General features: G+C 64.4%; 13 protein-coding genes and 1 tRNA gene. 6 read left to right on the forward strand and 8 right to left on the reverse strand.

Annotation, left to right across the window (positions count from 1 at the left end):
- Positions 1 to 2 precede the first annotated feature (2 nt).
- From AC07OC_RS00885 to AC07OC_RS00900, 4 genes are read right to left on the reverse strand one after another with little or no spacing between them, the layout of a single operon-like run.
- On the reverse strand, positions 3 to 557 hold the full coding sequence (locus AC07OC_RS00885; RefSeq protein WP_218294493.1) for an RDD family protein: 555 nt from the start codon (positions 555 to 557) through the stop codon (positions 3 to 5).
- A 52-nt stretch (positions 558 to 609) separates the two neighbouring features.
- Complete coding sequence (locus AC07OC_RS00890; protein WP_218340963.1) at positions 610 to 1,500, reverse strand: DUF3106 domain-containing protein; 891 nt, start codon at positions 1,498 to 1,500, stop codon at positions 610 to 612.
- A 20-nt stretch (positions 1,501 to 1,520) separates the two neighbouring features.
- Complete coding sequence (locus AC07OC_RS00895) at positions 1,521 to 1,979, reverse strand: DUF3619 family protein (RefSeq protein ID WP_218294495.1); 459 nt, start codon at positions 1,977 to 1,979, stop codon at positions 1,521 to 1,523.
- Positions 1,976 to 2,545, reverse strand: coding sequence for an RNA polymerase sigma factor (locus AC07OC_RS00900; RefSeq protein WP_218340964.1), 570 nt, complete (start codon positions 2,543 to 2,545; stop codon positions 1,976 to 1,978). Before AC07OC_RS00900 ends, AC07OC_RS00895 begins: the two co-directional genes overlap by 4 nt.
- A gap of 294 nt (positions 2,546 to 2,839) precedes the next feature.
- Here AC07OC_RS00900 and AC07OC_RS00905 point away from each other — a divergent pair, with 294 nt between their 5' ends.
- The 6 genes from AC07OC_RS00905 (at position 2,840) to pbpG (ending at position 10,415) form a co-directional block, all read left to right on the forward strand.
- Positions 2,840 to 4,633 carry an acetolactate synthase 3 catalytic subunit gene (locus AC07OC_RS00905; RefSeq protein ID WP_218294497.1) on the forward strand — a complete coding sequence of 598 codons (1,794 nt, stop codon included), beginning with the start codon at positions 2,840 to 2,842 and terminating at the stop codon, positions 4,631 to 4,633.
- Between the two features lie 143 nt (positions 4,634 to 4,776).
- Positions 4,777 to 5,268 carry an acetolactate synthase small subunit gene (gene ilvN / locus AC07OC_RS00910; protein ID WP_218294498.1) on the forward strand — a complete coding sequence of 164 codons (492 nt, stop codon included), beginning with the start codon at positions 4,777 to 4,779 and terminating at the stop codon, positions 5,266 to 5,268.
- A gap of 79 nt (positions 5,269 to 5,347) precedes the next feature.
- A complete protein-coding gene (ilvC, locus tag AC07OC_RS00915; RefSeq protein WP_218294499.1) occupies positions 5,348 to 6,364 on the forward strand; it encodes a ketol-acid reductoisomerase in 1,017 nt (338 codons plus the stop codon).
- Positions 6,365 to 6,637: 273 nt separating this feature from the next.
- Entirely contained in the window at positions 6,638 to 7,471 is an 834-nt protein-coding gene (gene pssA, locus AC07OC_RS00920) for a CDP-diacylglycerol--serine O-phosphatidyltransferase (protein ID WP_218294500.1), read from the forward strand.
- 209 nt (positions 7,472 to 7,680) lie between these two features.
- Positions 7,681 to 9,219 carry a 2-isopropylmalate synthase gene (locus tag AC07OC_RS00925; RefSeq protein WP_218340965.1) on the forward strand — a complete coding sequence of 513 codons (1,539 nt, stop codon included), beginning with the start codon at positions 7,681 to 7,683 and terminating at the stop codon, positions 9,217 to 9,219.
- 116 nt (positions 9,220 to 9,335) lie between these two features.
- Positions 9,336 to 10,415 carry a D-alanyl-D-alanine endopeptidase gene (pbpG, locus tag AC07OC_RS00930; RefSeq protein ID WP_218294502.1) on the forward strand — a complete coding sequence of 360 codons (1,080 nt, stop codon included), beginning with the start codon at positions 9,336 to 9,338 and terminating at the stop codon, positions 10,413 to 10,415.
- Between the two features lie 154 nt (positions 10,416 to 10,569).
- Here pbpG and AC07OC_RS00935 read toward each other — a convergent pair whose 3' ends face one another.
- From AC07OC_RS00935 to AC07OC_RS00950, 4 genes are all read right to left on the reverse strand, one after another.
- Positions 10,570 to 11,400, reverse strand: a complete 831-nt coding sequence (locus tag AC07OC_RS00935) for an IclR family transcriptional regulator (protein ID WP_218294503.1) — start codon at positions 11,398 to 11,400, stop codon at positions 10,570 to 10,572.
- 56 nt (positions 11,401 to 11,456) lie between these two features.
- On the reverse strand, positions 11,457 to 12,215 hold the full coding sequence (locus AC07OC_RS00940) for an arginyltransferase (protein ID WP_218294504.1): 759 nt from the start codon (positions 12,213 to 12,215) through the stop codon (positions 11,457 to 11,459).
- Complete coding sequence (gene aat, locus AC07OC_RS00945; RefSeq protein ID WP_218340966.1) at positions 12,212 to 12,967, reverse strand: leucyl/phenylalanyl-tRNA--protein transferase; 756 nt, start codon at positions 12,965 to 12,967, stop codon at positions 12,212 to 12,214. Before aat ends, AC07OC_RS00940 begins: the two co-directional genes overlap by 4 nt.
- Before the next feature lie 129 nt (positions 12,968 to 13,096).
- A tRNA-Asn gene (locus AC07OC_RS00950) sits at positions 13,097 to 13,172 on the reverse strand.
- Between the last annotated feature and the right edge of the window lie 4 nt (positions 13,173 to 13,176).

Genomic DNA, 13,176 nt, shown 5'->3' on the forward strand with positions numbered 1-13,176 from the left:
GGCTACTTTTTTGGCAGCTCGAAGTGCACCAGGCGGGTGCCGGCCAGCGCGTCATGCCAGAACTGCCGCTGGGGATGAAACCGGCTCAGGATGGCCCAGATGGCGACCCAGCCGAACAGCAGCACCAGCACCTCGAGGGCGGGCACGCCGAACAGGTAGGCGGCCAGCGGCGGCAGGAACCAGACCCAGCTGAGCAGGTAGCGCAGCAGGGCGCGCGCCTGGGTGATGGGGCGCCCTGCGGTGTCCACCACGCGGATGAGCCAGGTCTTCTGGGCCAGGGTCTGGCCCTTGGCCCAGAACCAGGTGAAATAGATGCCAAACACCACGAACAGGAAGGCCTGCAGGGCATGCCGGTTGTCCAGCGCGTGGCGGGTCTGGCTCAGGGTGCCGAACAGGTAGCCTGCGATGAAGACCACCCCGAACATCAGCATGCCCTCGTACAGCCAGCACGCCATGCGGCGCCACAGGTTGGGCGTCGTCGCGCCGATGCCGGCGGCTGAAGGCGCAGGGGAGGAGGGGGCGGCCGGCGGCGTGCGGGCGGGAGGGGAGGCGGTCATTCCAGGGGGCGAAAGCGAGGCAGGAGCAAGGCGGGAAAGGCCGGCCGGCGGTCTACTGAGGATACAGGCCGGAATTGTCGGGTGTGACGATGGGAGCCGGGGCGGCGGGTGCTTCCGCGGAGCCTGCGCCCAGCGGTGCCAGCGCCGCCGGAACCGCCACGGGCACCGAGATGGGCGCGGTCTCCACCACCGTGGAGGCCGGATTCTGCGTGGGCACGCCCGATGCGGGTGGCGCCGCGGGCGTCACCGGCGCTGCCACGCGCGGGAGGCTGTGGTCCAGCACGGGGGGGATCTTGGGCGCATTCGGACGGCTGGGGTTGGCCTGCGTGGCCGCTGGCACCTGGGCCAGTTTCTTGGGCGACACGGGCCGCAGCGCCGTGGCGGCGCCCTTGGGCTTGGGCGCCGCACGGGCCGCCAGGGCGCGTTTTTCTTCCTCGGACAGGGCCAGGTAGGCCTCCCACTGGGCGCGCTTGTCGTCGGGGGCGAGGCGATTGGTGACCGCGTAGTTCAACCGGGCCTGGTTGCGCTGCTGGGCACTCAGGCTGGCCCAGTCCGCCATGCGGTCGTGGAACTTGGCCTGTTCTTCCTCGGGGAGCGCGGAGAAATTGGCCGCCAGCGCGAGCCAGCGGCGTTTTTGCGCCTCGCTGATCAGCGCCCAACGCTCCGCGAGCGGGTACAGCGCCAGCTTCTGGGGCGTGGTCAAGGTCTCCCAGCCCGGACCGGTCTCGACCTGCGGCACCATCGAGGTGCCATGGCGCGTGGGCGAGCGCGCGTTGTTGGGGCTGGCCACGGCCGCTTCCGCGCCGGCGGGCAGCAGGGTGCCGGGTGCCATGCGCATCTGCACCAGCACCTGGCCACCCACCGCCGCGAGCACACCCAAGAGCGCCAAAGCCAGCACGAAGGCTGGCAGGGCGGGGGAAGCGTCAGAAGGGCTTGGGTGCATGCAGTACGGTGTCGGGCAGCTCAGTTCGGCTGCGCGGAGGTCTTGAGAAATTGTACGAAGCCCGGGTCTGCGTAGGCTGCGGGTGGCAGATCATCGGTCAGCAGCGCGGCATCCACCTCGGCCACGTCATTGGCACTGCTTTCGTCCTGGGCAATGTTGATCACGACCAGGCCCACCACCAGGGCCATCAGGGGAACGGCGGAAACCAGCGCACTCCACCAGCCACCGCCTTCACTGCCGCCGCGGCCCAGCGTGGCGCTGCCGCCCGCGCCGTGGATGACGGCCGCAGGGGCCGCCAGGCGCACCGGCACGATGTCTTTCTTGCGCTTGGCCAGCGCCTGCACGCGCGAGGCGCGCAGCCGCTCGGAAATGTCATAAGGCAATTCGGCGGTGCCGCTGGACAACCGCGACGCGACGCGCAGCGCAAAGCGCTCTGCCGCAGCTTCTGCCTGTGTCGATGGGGTCTGTACAGTGTTCATGGCTCGATTCCTTTGGCCTTCAGTGCCTTGCTGAGGGTTTGTATGGCACGAAAACAGTGCGTCTTGACACTGCCTTCGGAGCAGCCCATGGCGGCCGCCGTTTCTGCAACATCCATTTCTTCCCAGTAACGCATGAGGAACGCTTCCCGTTGACGTGGCGGAAGCTCGGCGATTTCAGCCTCGATACCGCGGAAGATCTGCGCCCGGCGGGTCAGATCCTCGGCGCTCTCCGCCCGTTCTCCACCATCCGGTCCTGAATACGCCTCCAGCAGATCAAAATCCATGCCATCTTCGCCGGGGCCCTCGAAGTCGCTCATGCTCGAAAACAGTGCATTGCGGGTCTTCTGGCGCCGGAACCAGTCCAGGGTGCAGTTGGACAGGATCCGCTGGTACAGCATGGGCAGCTCCGCCGCCGGCTTGTCGCCGTAGTGCTCCGCCAGCTTGAGCATGCTGTCCTGCACGATGTCGAGCGCCGCTTCCTCATTGCGAACGTGGTAGACCGAACGCTTGAAAGCGCGCTTTTCTACACTTTTGAGGAAGTCGGAGAGTTCTTGTTCGGTTGCCAAGACGGGTCAGCCCGGGAGGGGATCGGTGCCGGTGAGAGCGCAAAAATGTGGCTATCCGGCACGTGGAGCCTTTGATTATCGCATCCGCCGGGGTTTTTTTAGGCTGCCTGCGGTTTTACATGTGTTGCAGTGCGATAATCGCTGCTGCAATTCAAAAGGCAAACGGGTCACGGTCCGGCGCGGCAATCATCCCGCCCATGTCCTTGGCCTCAAGTTCCAAGCTGGCTTCACAAGAGCGCGTGCGAGGGGCACCCAAGGTTTTTCGTCAGAGAAATTCACAAAGGTTGATCGATCATGGAAATCTCCAAGGCTGAACTCACTTCAGCTGCCGCTGCCACGCAGGGCAATGCTTCTCCCAATTCCGGCTCGCAGGACCTCATGGGTTCCGAGATCCTCATCAAGTCGCTCCAGGCCGAGAACGTCCAGTACATCTGGGGCTATCCTGGCGGCGCCGTCCTCTATATCTACGACGCGCTCTACAAGCAAGACACCATCCAGCACGTGCTGGTGCGCCACGAACAGGCCGCCGTGCACGCCGCCGACGGCTATGCGCGCGCCACCGGCGAAGTCGGCGTGGCCCTGGTCACTTCGGGCCCCGGCCTGACCAATGCGGTCACCGGCATCGCCACGGCGTACATGGATTCGATCCCCATGGTGATCATCTCCGGCCAGGTGCCCACGCCCGCCATCGGGCTGGACGCCTTCCAGGAGTGCGACACGGTCGGTATCACCCGCCCCATCGTCAAGCACAACTTCCTCGTCAAGGACCCGCGCGATCTGGCCATGACGATGAAGAAGGCCTTCCACATCGCCCGCACCGGCCGCCCCGGCCCCGTGGTGGTGGACGTGCCCAAGGACGTTTCGTTCAAGAAGGTGCCCTACAGCGGCTACCCGCAGTCGGTGGAAATGCGCTCGTACAACCCCGTGCGCAAGGGCCACGGCGGCCAGATCCGCAAGGCGCTGCAGTTGCTGCTGGCTGCCAAGCGCCCCTACATCTACACCGGCGGCGGCGTGCTGCTGGGCAATGCCACCAATGAGCTGCGCACGCTGGTGGACATGCTGGGCTATCCGGTCACCAACACGCTGATGGGCCTGGGCGCCTATCCCGCGTCGGACCGCAAGTTCCTGGGCATGCTGGGCATGCACGGCACCATCGAGGCCAACAACGCGATGCAGAACTGCGACGTGCTGCTGGCCGTGGGCGCGCGCTTCGACGACCGCGTGATCGGCAACCCCAAGCATTTCGCGCAGAACGACCGCAAGATCATCCACGTGGACATCGACCCGTCGAGCATCTCCAAGCGCGTGAAGGTGGACATCCCGATCGTCGGCGACGTGAAGGACGTGCTCACCGAGCTGATCTCCATGATCCGCGAGAGCAGCACGCGCCCTGACGCGGGTGCTCTGGCCGCCTGGTGGGACACCATCGAAGGCTGGCGCAAGCGCGATTGCCTCAAGTACAGCATGGGCAGCAGCGACGTCATCAAGCCACAGTATGTGGTCGAGACGCTGTGGAACATGACCAAGGATGCGGACACCTACATCACGTCCGACGTGGGCCAGCACCAGATGTGGGCCGCGCAGTACTACCGTTTCGACGAGCCGCGCCGCTGGATCAATTCGGGCGGCCTGGGCACCATGGGCGTGGGCATTCCCTACGCCATGGGCATCAAGCTGGCCAAGCCGGACTCCGAGGTCTTCTGCATCACGGGCGAAGGCTCGGTGCAGATGAACATCCAGGAGCTGTCCACCTGCCTGCAGTACAACACGCCGATCAAGATCTGCTCGCTGAACAACCGCTACCTGGGCATGGTGCGCCAGTGGCAGGAGATCGAGTACTCCGGCCGCTACAGCCACAGCTACATGGACGCGCTGCCCAACTTCGTGAAGCTGGCCGAGGCCTACGGCCATGTGGGCATGCTCATCGAGCATCCCAAGGACGTGGAGCCCGCGCTGCGCGAAGCGCGCAAGCTTAAGGACCGCACGGTGTTCATGGACTTCCGCACCGACCCCACCGAGAACGTGTTCCCGATGGTGCAGGCCGGCAAGGGCATCACCGAAATGCTGCTGGGGTCGGAAGACCTTTAAGCAAAATCGGGCTCCAGCGCTTGATTGGCAAGCGCAAGCAGCTATCAATTTGATAGCTATCACTTTTTGACGAATCTATTGCCTGCCAAGCCCGTGCATTACCGTGCACGGGGGAGGGCAGCGAAAAGAGGAATCTCTTCATCATGAAACACATCATTGCCGTTCTGCTGGAAAACGAACCCGGCGCGCTCTCGCGCGTGGTGGGCCTGTTCTCCGCCCGTGGCTACAACATCGAATCGCTCACCGTGGCGCCCACCGAGGATCCATCGCTCTCGCGCATGACGATCCAGACCACGGGCTCCGACGACGTGATCGAGCAGATCACCAAGCACCTGAACCGCCTCATCGAGGTGGTCAAGGTGGTCGACCTCACCGAGGGCGCCTACACCGAGCGCGAGCTCATGATGGTGAAGGTGCGCGCCGTGGGCAAGGAGCGCGAGGAGATGAAGCGCATGGCCGACATCTTCCGTGGCCGCATCATCGACGTGACCGAGAAGAGCTACACCATCGAGCTCACCGGCGACCAGGGAAAGAACGATGCCTTCCTGCAGGCCATCGACCGCACGGCCATCCTGGAAACCGTGCGCACCGGTGCCAGCGGCATCGGCCGAGGCGAACGCATCCTGCGTGTCTGAAAAGGCGCCTGAGCGCTTTCCAGGACAATACCCCGTTTTATTTTTCAACCCGAACAACGCATTTCAACCGGAGCAACCCATGAAAGTTTTCTACGACAAAGACTGTGACCTGAGCCTGATCAAGGGCAAGACCGTTGCCATCATCGGCTACGGCTCGCAGGGCCACGCCCATGCACAGAACCTGAACGACAGCGGCGTGAAGGTGGTGGTCGGCCTGCGCAAGGGCGGTGCCTCGTGGGACAAGGTTGGCAAGGCCGGCCTGAACGTGATGGAAGTGAACGACGCCGTCAAGGCCGCCGACGTGGTCATGATCCTGCTGCCCGACGAGCAGATCGCCGAGGTCTACACCAACAACGTGGCCCCGAACATCAAGCAGGGCGCCTCGCTGGCCTTTGCCCACGGCTTCAACGTGCACTACAACCAGGTCGTGCCCCGTGCCGACCTGGACGTGTGGATGGTCGCTCCCAAGGCCCCTGGCCACACCGTGCGCAACACCTACACCCAGGGCGGCGGCGTGCCCCACCTGGTGGCCGTGCACCAGGACAAGTCCGGCAAGGCCCGCGACCTGGCCCTGTCGTACGCCATGGCCAATGGTGGCGGCAAGGCCGGCATCATCGAGACCAACTTCAAGGAAGAAACCGAGACCGACCTGTTCGGCGAGCAGGCCGTGCTGTGCGGCGGCGCCGTCGAGCTGATCAAGATGGGCTATGAAACCCTGGTCGAAGCCGGCTATGCCCCCGAGATGGCCTACTTCGAATGCCTGCACGAACTCAAGCTCATCGTGGACCTGATCTACGAAGGCGGCATCGCCAACATGAACTACTCGATCTCGAACAACGCCGAGTACGGCGAGTACGTGACCGGCCCCGAAGTAATCAACGAGCAGTCGCGCGCCGCCATGCGCAATGCCTTGAAGCGCATCCAGAACGGCGACTACGCCAAGATGTTCATCCAGGAAGGCCGCCTGAACTACCCGAGCATGACGGCCCGCCGCCGCAACACCGCCGACCACAGCATCGAAGTGGTGGGCGGCAAGCTGCGCGCCATGATGCCCTGGATCGCCAAGAACAAGCTGGTCGACCAGACCCGCAACTGATCTCCTGTGCGAAGCACGAAAAGGCCACTTCACAGTGGCCTTTTTTGTTGCCGGGCCAACCCCTGGCGCAAAGCCCGCCCGCTACTTGGGAGCGCGCTCACCTGTGCCGGGGGCTGGGGCGCTTCCTTTGGCGGGACGCCGTGTTGGCAGGCGCTACACTGCGGCCTTCGCCTTTTGCGCGTGCGGCGCGCCGCCTGTTCCGTGGGTCAGGGTTGAAAACTATAAATTTAATAGCAGCTTGCGCAATATAGGCAAGCGCTGGAGGTCTATTTGATGCATGACGGCAATGAATCCACCGACAACCCCGGTGTGATGGTGCGCAAGCGGCGCAAAGGCATCTACATCCTGCCCAACCTGTTCACGCTGGCGGCCCTGTTCGGTGGTTTCTATTCGATCGTGATGGCCATGAACGGCCGGTTCGACATGGCGGCGGTGGGCGTCTTCTGCGCCATGGTGCTGGACAGCCTGGACGGACGCGTTGCGCGCATGACCAATACGCAGAGCGCGTTTGGCGAGCAGATGGATTCGCTGTCCGACATGGTCTCGTTTGGAGCGGCGCCCGCGCTGATCGCCTATGAGTGGTCGCTCCAGGGCCTGGGCCGGTGGGGCTGGATCGCCGCGTTCGTGTACTGCGCCTGCGCGGCCTTGCGCCTTGCGCGCTTCAATGTGAATACCAGCGTGGTGGACAAGCGCTACTTCCAGGGGCTGCCTTCGCCAGCCGCCGCTGCCCTGGTGGCCGGCTTCATCTGGCTCATGACGGAGCTGGGGGTGCATCCGGGAGAAGACCTGTGGCTGACCTGGACGCAGACCACCTGGGTCATGTTCGCCTTCACGCTGTATGCGGGACTCACCATGGTGACCAACGTGCCGTTCTACAGCTTCAAGGACGTGCAGATGAAGAAGAGCGTGCCCTTTGCCGCCATCGTGCTGATAGCGCTGGGCATCGCGGTCATCAACATCCATCCCCCCATCGTGCTTTTCGGCGTGTTCGTCTGCTATGGGCTGAGCGGCTACGGCGTCTATGCCTGGCGCAAGGCCAAGGGCCAGCACAGCAGCGTGATCAGCACGTCGACCGATGAACCCGATGAGCGCGGACTCCACAAGTGACCACGGCGGCGGGTCGTGACTTGTGCTACATTGCATCGCATGAACACGTTTGCACTGGCCCTACTGCTACCTCCCCACGGGCGGAGACAGTAAGCGCACGCGCACACTTTTTCCACACAGGCCCGTATGCACCCGCAGCGGGCCTTTTGTTTTGGGCGCCAGATTTTTGACGTTGCGGGAACCCCACCCACCGATACCAGGAGAACAACATGGCTGACAAACTGATCATTTTCGACACCACCTTGCGCGATGGCGAGCAATCCCCCGGCGCCTCGATGACCAAGGACGAGAAGCTGCGCATCGCGCGCCAGCTCGAGCGCCTGAAGGTGGACGTGATCGAAGCCGGTTTCGCGGCCAGCTCCAACGGCGACTTCGAAGCCGTGCAGGCCATCGCCAATGCGATCAGGGAATCGACCATCTGCTCGCTGTCGCGCGCCAACGACCGCGACATCGCGCGCGCGGCGGAGGCCCTGGCGGGCGCCAACAGCGCGCGCATCCATACCTTCATCGCCACGAGCCCGCTGCACATGGAGAAGAAGCTGCGCATGACGCCCGAGCAGGTGCTGGAGCAGGCCAAGCAGTCGGTGCGTTTCGCCCGCAACCTGGTGGCCGACATCGAGTTCAGCCCCGAGGATGGCTACCGCAGCGATCCCGATTTCCTGTGCCGCGTGCTGGAGGCCGTGATCGCGGAGGGCGCCACCACCATCAACGTGCCCGACACCGTGGGCTACGCCATCCCCGAGCTCTATGGCAACTTCATCAAGACGCTGCGCGAGCGCATCCCCAACAGCGACAAGGCCGTCTGGTCCGTGCACTGCCACAACGACCTGGGCATGGCGGTGGCCAACTCGCTCGCTGGCGTGAAGATCGGCGGTGCGCGCCAGGTGGAGTGCACGATCAACGGCCTGGGCGAGCGCGCGGGCAACTGCTCGCTCGAAGAGGTGGTGATGGCGGTCAAGACCCGCCGGGACTATTTCAACCTCGACCTCAACATCGACACGCAGCACATCGTGGCCGCCAGCCGCATGGTCAGCCAGACCACCGGTTTCGTGGTGCAGCCCAACAAGGCCGTGGTGGGCGCCAACGCGTTCGCACATGCCTCGGGCATCCACCAGGATGGCGTGCTCAAGGCGCGCGACACCTACGAGATCATGCGCGCCGAGGACGTGGGCTGGAGCGCCAACAAGATCGTGCTGGGCAAGCTGAGCGGCCGCAATGCCTTCAAGCAGCGCCTGCAGGAACTGGGCGTGAGCCTGGAGAGCGAAACCGAGGTCAATACGGCGTTCACCCGCTTCAAGGAGTTGGCGGACCGCAAGAGCGAAATCTTCGATGAGGACATCCTGGCGCTGGTCAGCGACGAGAGCGTGACCAGCGAGAAGGAGCAGTACGGCTTTGTCTCCCTTTTTCAGCAGAGCGAAACGGGTGAGCACCCCCGCGCGCGCATCGTCTTCACGGTCGACGGCCATGAGGTGCGCGGCGAATCCGAAGGCAACGGCCCCGTGGACGCCTCGCTCAAGGCCATTGAATCGCACGTCAAGAGCGGGGCGGAGATGGTGCTGTACTCGGTCAATGCCATCAGCGGCTCGACCGAGAGCCAGGGCGAGGTCACGGTGCGCCTGCAAAACAGCGGCCGCGTGGTCAATGGCGTGGGCGCGGATCCGGACATCGTGGTGGCTTCGGCCAAGGCATACCTCAGCGCGCTGAACAAGTTACAAAGTAAAGCTGACCGGGTGGCTGCACAAGGTTGAATGAACAATTTATAATTTCATTCACTTTCTCGGAAAGTCGCGCAAGGCATTGATCTTGCGCGACTTTTTTTGATTCTGTACACTGCTCAACACCTATTACCGTTTGGAGCACTTTGATGCACCATCGCCACCGCGCCGCAGTGAGCCGTTTCTTTCAAATTTTGAGCGTTGTCGCCGTGAGCGCCGTCCTGGCTGCCCCGGCCGCGCACGCAGGCGAGCGCAAGAAAGCCTCGGACAAAAAACAGCAGATCAGCACGGCCACTGCCAAACGGGGCGTTGCGCCCCGCAAGGTGGCTGCTGCCTCCACCAGGGCCGTGCGCGTGACGGCCAAGACCTCCAAGGCCGCCACCCGCGTGGCGTTCGTGCCGGCCAAGCAGTCCTTCGGGCAGATGGCGGGCCTGCACGAGGTCAACGATCCATTGGATCTGAAGTCGAGTGTGGCCCTGGTCATCGACCAGGACACGCATGAGGTCCTGCTGAGCAAGAATGACCATGCGGTGCTGCCCATCGCGTCCCTGACCAAGCTCATGACCGGGATGCTCATTTCCCAGGCCAAGCTGCCGATGGATGAACCGATCACCATCACGCAGGACGACGTCGATACGGAAAAGGGCAGCCGCTCGCGCCTGACGGTGGGTTCCACGCTGACCCGGGGCGAGATGCTGCATCTGGCCCTCATGTCCAGCGAGAACCGGGCTGCGCATGCGCTGGGCCGTACCTACCCTGGTGGCCTGGAGGCTTTCGTGGCGCAGATGAACGCCAAGGCCCGTTTGCTGGGCATGACCGACACCCGCTATGTGGAGCCCACGGGGCTGTCCAGCCGCAACCAATCCAGCGCCCGGGACCTGGCCACCTTGGTGAATGTGGCGCACAGCGATCCCTTGCTGCGCGAGCTGTCCACGTCTCCGGGCTATGAGGTGGCCGTGGGCCCGAGAACGCTGCAGTACAACAATACCAACGGGCTGGTAAAGAACCCCACCTGGGATATCGGACTGCAAAAGACGGGCTATATCTCCGAGGCGGGCCGCTGCCTTGTGATGCAGACGCAGATCGCCGGGCGCAAGCTCATCATGGTGTTTCTGGATTCCGCGGGCAAGTTCAGCCGGCTGGGGGATGCGGAGCGCGTGCGCCACTGGGTGGAGTCGATGCCATCCCTGGCGACCCCGTTGCAGGCCCGGGCCGGAAGCAATGGCTAGCCGATAGCGGCCGCTAGCTTCCCGCGCCAGCGGCCCCGCCGGGGCCGTGGTGCCATCGAAGCGCATTGATCATCCATGGGCCGACCAGGCATTGCCCGCCCGTGTCGGCTTTTTCATTTCATGCGTGGTGGCTTCTGGGGTCGTGGTGCGCCGCTCAGCGAAGGCCTGCACGCAAGCCGGCTTCGCTGGATGCCGATGCCTCGGTGCTGGTGGGTACGTGGCCCAGCGCGAGCGAGATCTCGTTGGCCGTGGCTTGCAATTTGGGCAGCCACCCTTCGTCCAGCCGGTCCGCCGGGGCCGATATCGACAGACCCGCCACCAGCTTGCCCTGGTCGTCATAGACGCCGGCGGCCATGCAGCGCACGCCCAGCTCCAGTTCCTCGTTGTCGCGGGCAATCCCGTACTGCCGTGCCTTGGCGAGTTCGCGCTCAAGGTTGGGCAGCTGGGTGATGCTGTTGCGCGTGTGTCCCGCCAGCCCGGTGCGCGTGGCGTAGGCCCGCACGCGCTGGGGATCGTCCAGGGCCAGGAAGAGCTTGCCCGTCGATGTCAGGTGCAGGGGGGCGCGCCCGCCGATGGCGCGTACCACCTGCATGCCCGAGCGCTCGCTGTAGGCGCGCTCCACGTAGACAATCTCATCCCCCTGCCGCATGCTCAGATTGACCGGTTGCTGGATCAGCTTGTGCAGGTTGCGCATGGGGGTCAGGGCGGCATCGCGCACGCTCAGGCGCGCCTTGACGAGGTTGCCCAGTTCCAGCAGGCGCATGCCCAGCCGGTAGCTGCCGGATTCCGGCCGGTCCACGAAGCGGCCGATCGTGAGGTCGTTCAGGATGCGGTGCGTGGTGGAGGGGTGCAGCCCCGTCTTCTCGCTGATTTCCTTGAGGGAGATCGCCTCCTCGCGCGACGCCAGCACATCGATCAGCGTAAACATGCGTTCAAGCACCTGAACGCTGGGTTTGGCAGGAATGCTGGGATCGATTTTTTTCATGGGCGGCGATGCAATGAGGGCCGCAGCATTTTATCTTGTGAAATTCAATCCTGCATTCAGGCGCCTTGTTCCGCATGGCGGCCGGCGCGGTGCCACGCGCCATCGGTGCGGACTTCGTGGGGGTGAAAGCGGGCCTTGTAGTTCATCTTGGGGCTGGCTTCGATCCAGTAGCCCAGATAGACATGGGGGAGCCCCAGGGAGCGCGCCTGCGCGATCTGCCACATCACGTTGTAGGTGCCGTAGCTGCAGTGGGGCTCGGGCTCGTAGAAGGTGTAGACCGCGGAAAGCCCGTCGTCGAGCACATCCAGGATGGATACCATCTTGAGCGCGCCGGGCTCGCCGCTGGCATCCGTTTCGCGGAACTCCACGAGGCGCGAATTCACCCGGCTTTGCAGCAGGAACTGGGTGTACTGGTCGATGCTGTCATGGTCCATGCCGCCGCCCGCGTGGCGGCCATTCTGGTAGCGCAGGTAGAGCTGGTAGTGCTCGGGCACGAAGCACAGGCGCAGCACGCGCGCCTGCAGGCCGCCATGTCGAACGGTCGCTCGCCGCTGGCTTCGATCGGGTTGGAACTCATTCACGAGCACGCGCAGCGGAGTGCAGGCCTGGCAGCCATCGCAGTAGGGACGGTAGGTGAACATGCCGCTGCGCCGGAACCCCTTGGCGACGAGGTCGGAATACACGTCGCTCTGAATCAGGTGGCTGGGCGTGGCCACCTGCGACCGAGCCTGTCTGTCCGGCAGGTAGCTGCAGGGGTAGGGGGCTGTCGCATAGAACTGCAGGGTTTGCAGTGGAAGGTCGTTGAGTTGCGTCATGCCGTGGACACGGTGGAGGGCAGCAGCCCGTTCCAGTATACGGGGTCGAAGGCCCAGGGCGGTGGCGGAAGGTGCTGGGTCTTCTGGATCTCGGCCAGGAACTGCGCGCGGGGAATCTCCCGGGCTCCCAGGGAGGCGAGGTGGCGCGTGTTCTGCTGGCAGTCGATCATCGCAACGCCGTGGTGGCGGCACAGGCCCACCAGGGCCGCGAGCGCGATCTTCGATGCGTCCGTGGCGTGGGCGAACATCGATTCGCCGAACACTGCCTGGCCGAGGGCCACGCAGTACAGGCCGCCCACCAGCCGTCCTTCAACCCAGGTCTCGACGCTGTGGGCATACCCTGCCGCATGGAGGCGGATGTAGGCTTCGATCATCTCGGGCACGATCCAGGTGCCCACTTGGCCATCGCGTTCCTTGGTGGCGCAGGCCGTGATGACTTCCCGGAAAGCATGGTCCACGCGGATCTGGCAGGCTGCATCGGTGCGGAATGCCTGCAGCGTCCTGCGCAGGGAGCGGTGCAGCCTGAACTCCGCGGTGGGCAGCACCATGCGGGGATCGGGAGCCCACCACAGGATGGGCTGCCCCGGGCCGTACCAGGGAAAGGTGCCCTGGGCGTATGCCGCCCGCAACTGCGCCACCGCCAGCCCGCCACCTGCCGCCAGGAGCCCGGGTGCGGGGTCCTGCGGTCCCCATGCGGTCGCGGGATGCGGCAAACGGTCTTCGGGTTCCAGCCAGGGCAATTGCGGGGGCATGGGATGGTGCGCGGGTAAACAACAACGACAAAGAGACTGACTTATTGTCCGGCAACCCGGGCGTGCGCGGCGCAGATGAAGCCGGCGACAAAAAAGCCCACCATGCGTGGGCATGGTGGGCTTTCTGAGTGGCTCCTCGACCTGGGCTCGAACCAGGGACCTACGGATTAACAGTCCGGCGCTCTACCGACTGAGCTATCGAGGAAGTA

The sequence above is a fragment of the Acidovorax sp. GW821-FHT10E04 genome (assembly GCF_059415185.1).

Coding starts and splice junctions, on each gene's coding strand:
- AC07OC_RS00885 (WP_218294493.1), bottom strand. CDS start 557: ATGACCGCCTCCCCTCCCGCCCGCACGCCGCCGGCCGCCCCCTCCTCC.
- AC07OC_RS00890 (WP_218340963.1), bottom strand. CDS start 1,500: ATGCACCCAAGCCCTTCTGACGCTTCCCCCGCCCTGCCAGCCTTCGTG.
- AC07OC_RS00895 (WP_218294495.1), bottom strand. CDS start 1,979: ATGAACACTGTACAGACCCCATCGACACAGGCAGAAGCTGCGGCAGAG.
- AC07OC_RS00905 (WP_218294497.1), top strand. CDS start 2,840: ATGGAAATCTCCAAGGCTGAACTCACTTCAGCTGCCGCTGCCACGCAG.
- ilvN (WP_218294498.1), top strand. CDS start 4,777: ATGAAACACATCATTGCCGTTCTGCTGGAAAACGAACCCGGCGCGCTC.
- ilvC (WP_218294499.1), top strand. CDS start 5,348: ATGAAAGTTTTCTACGACAAAGACTGTGACCTGAGCCTGATCAAGGGC.
- pssA (WP_218294500.1), top strand. CDS start 6,638: ATGCATGACGGCAATGAATCCACCGACAACCCCGGTGTGATGGTGCGC.
- AC07OC_RS00925 (WP_218340965.1), top strand. CDS start 7,681: ATGGCTGACAAACTGATCATTTTCGACACCACCTTGCGCGATGGCGAG.
- pbpG (WP_218294502.1), top strand. CDS start 9,336: ATGCACCATCGCCACCGCGCCGCAGTGAGCCGTTTCTTTCAAATTTTG.
- AC07OC_RS00935 (WP_218294503.1), bottom strand. CDS start 11,400: ATGAAAAAAATCGATCCCAGCATTCCTGCCAAACCCAGCGTTCAGGTG.
- AC07OC_RS00940 (WP_218294504.1), bottom strand. CDS start 12,215: ATGACGCAACTCAACGACCTTCCACTGCAAACCCTGCAGTTCTATGCG.
- aat (WP_218340966.1), bottom strand. CDS start 12,967: ATGCCCCCGCAATTGCCCTGGCTGGAACCCGAAGACCGTTTGCCGCAT.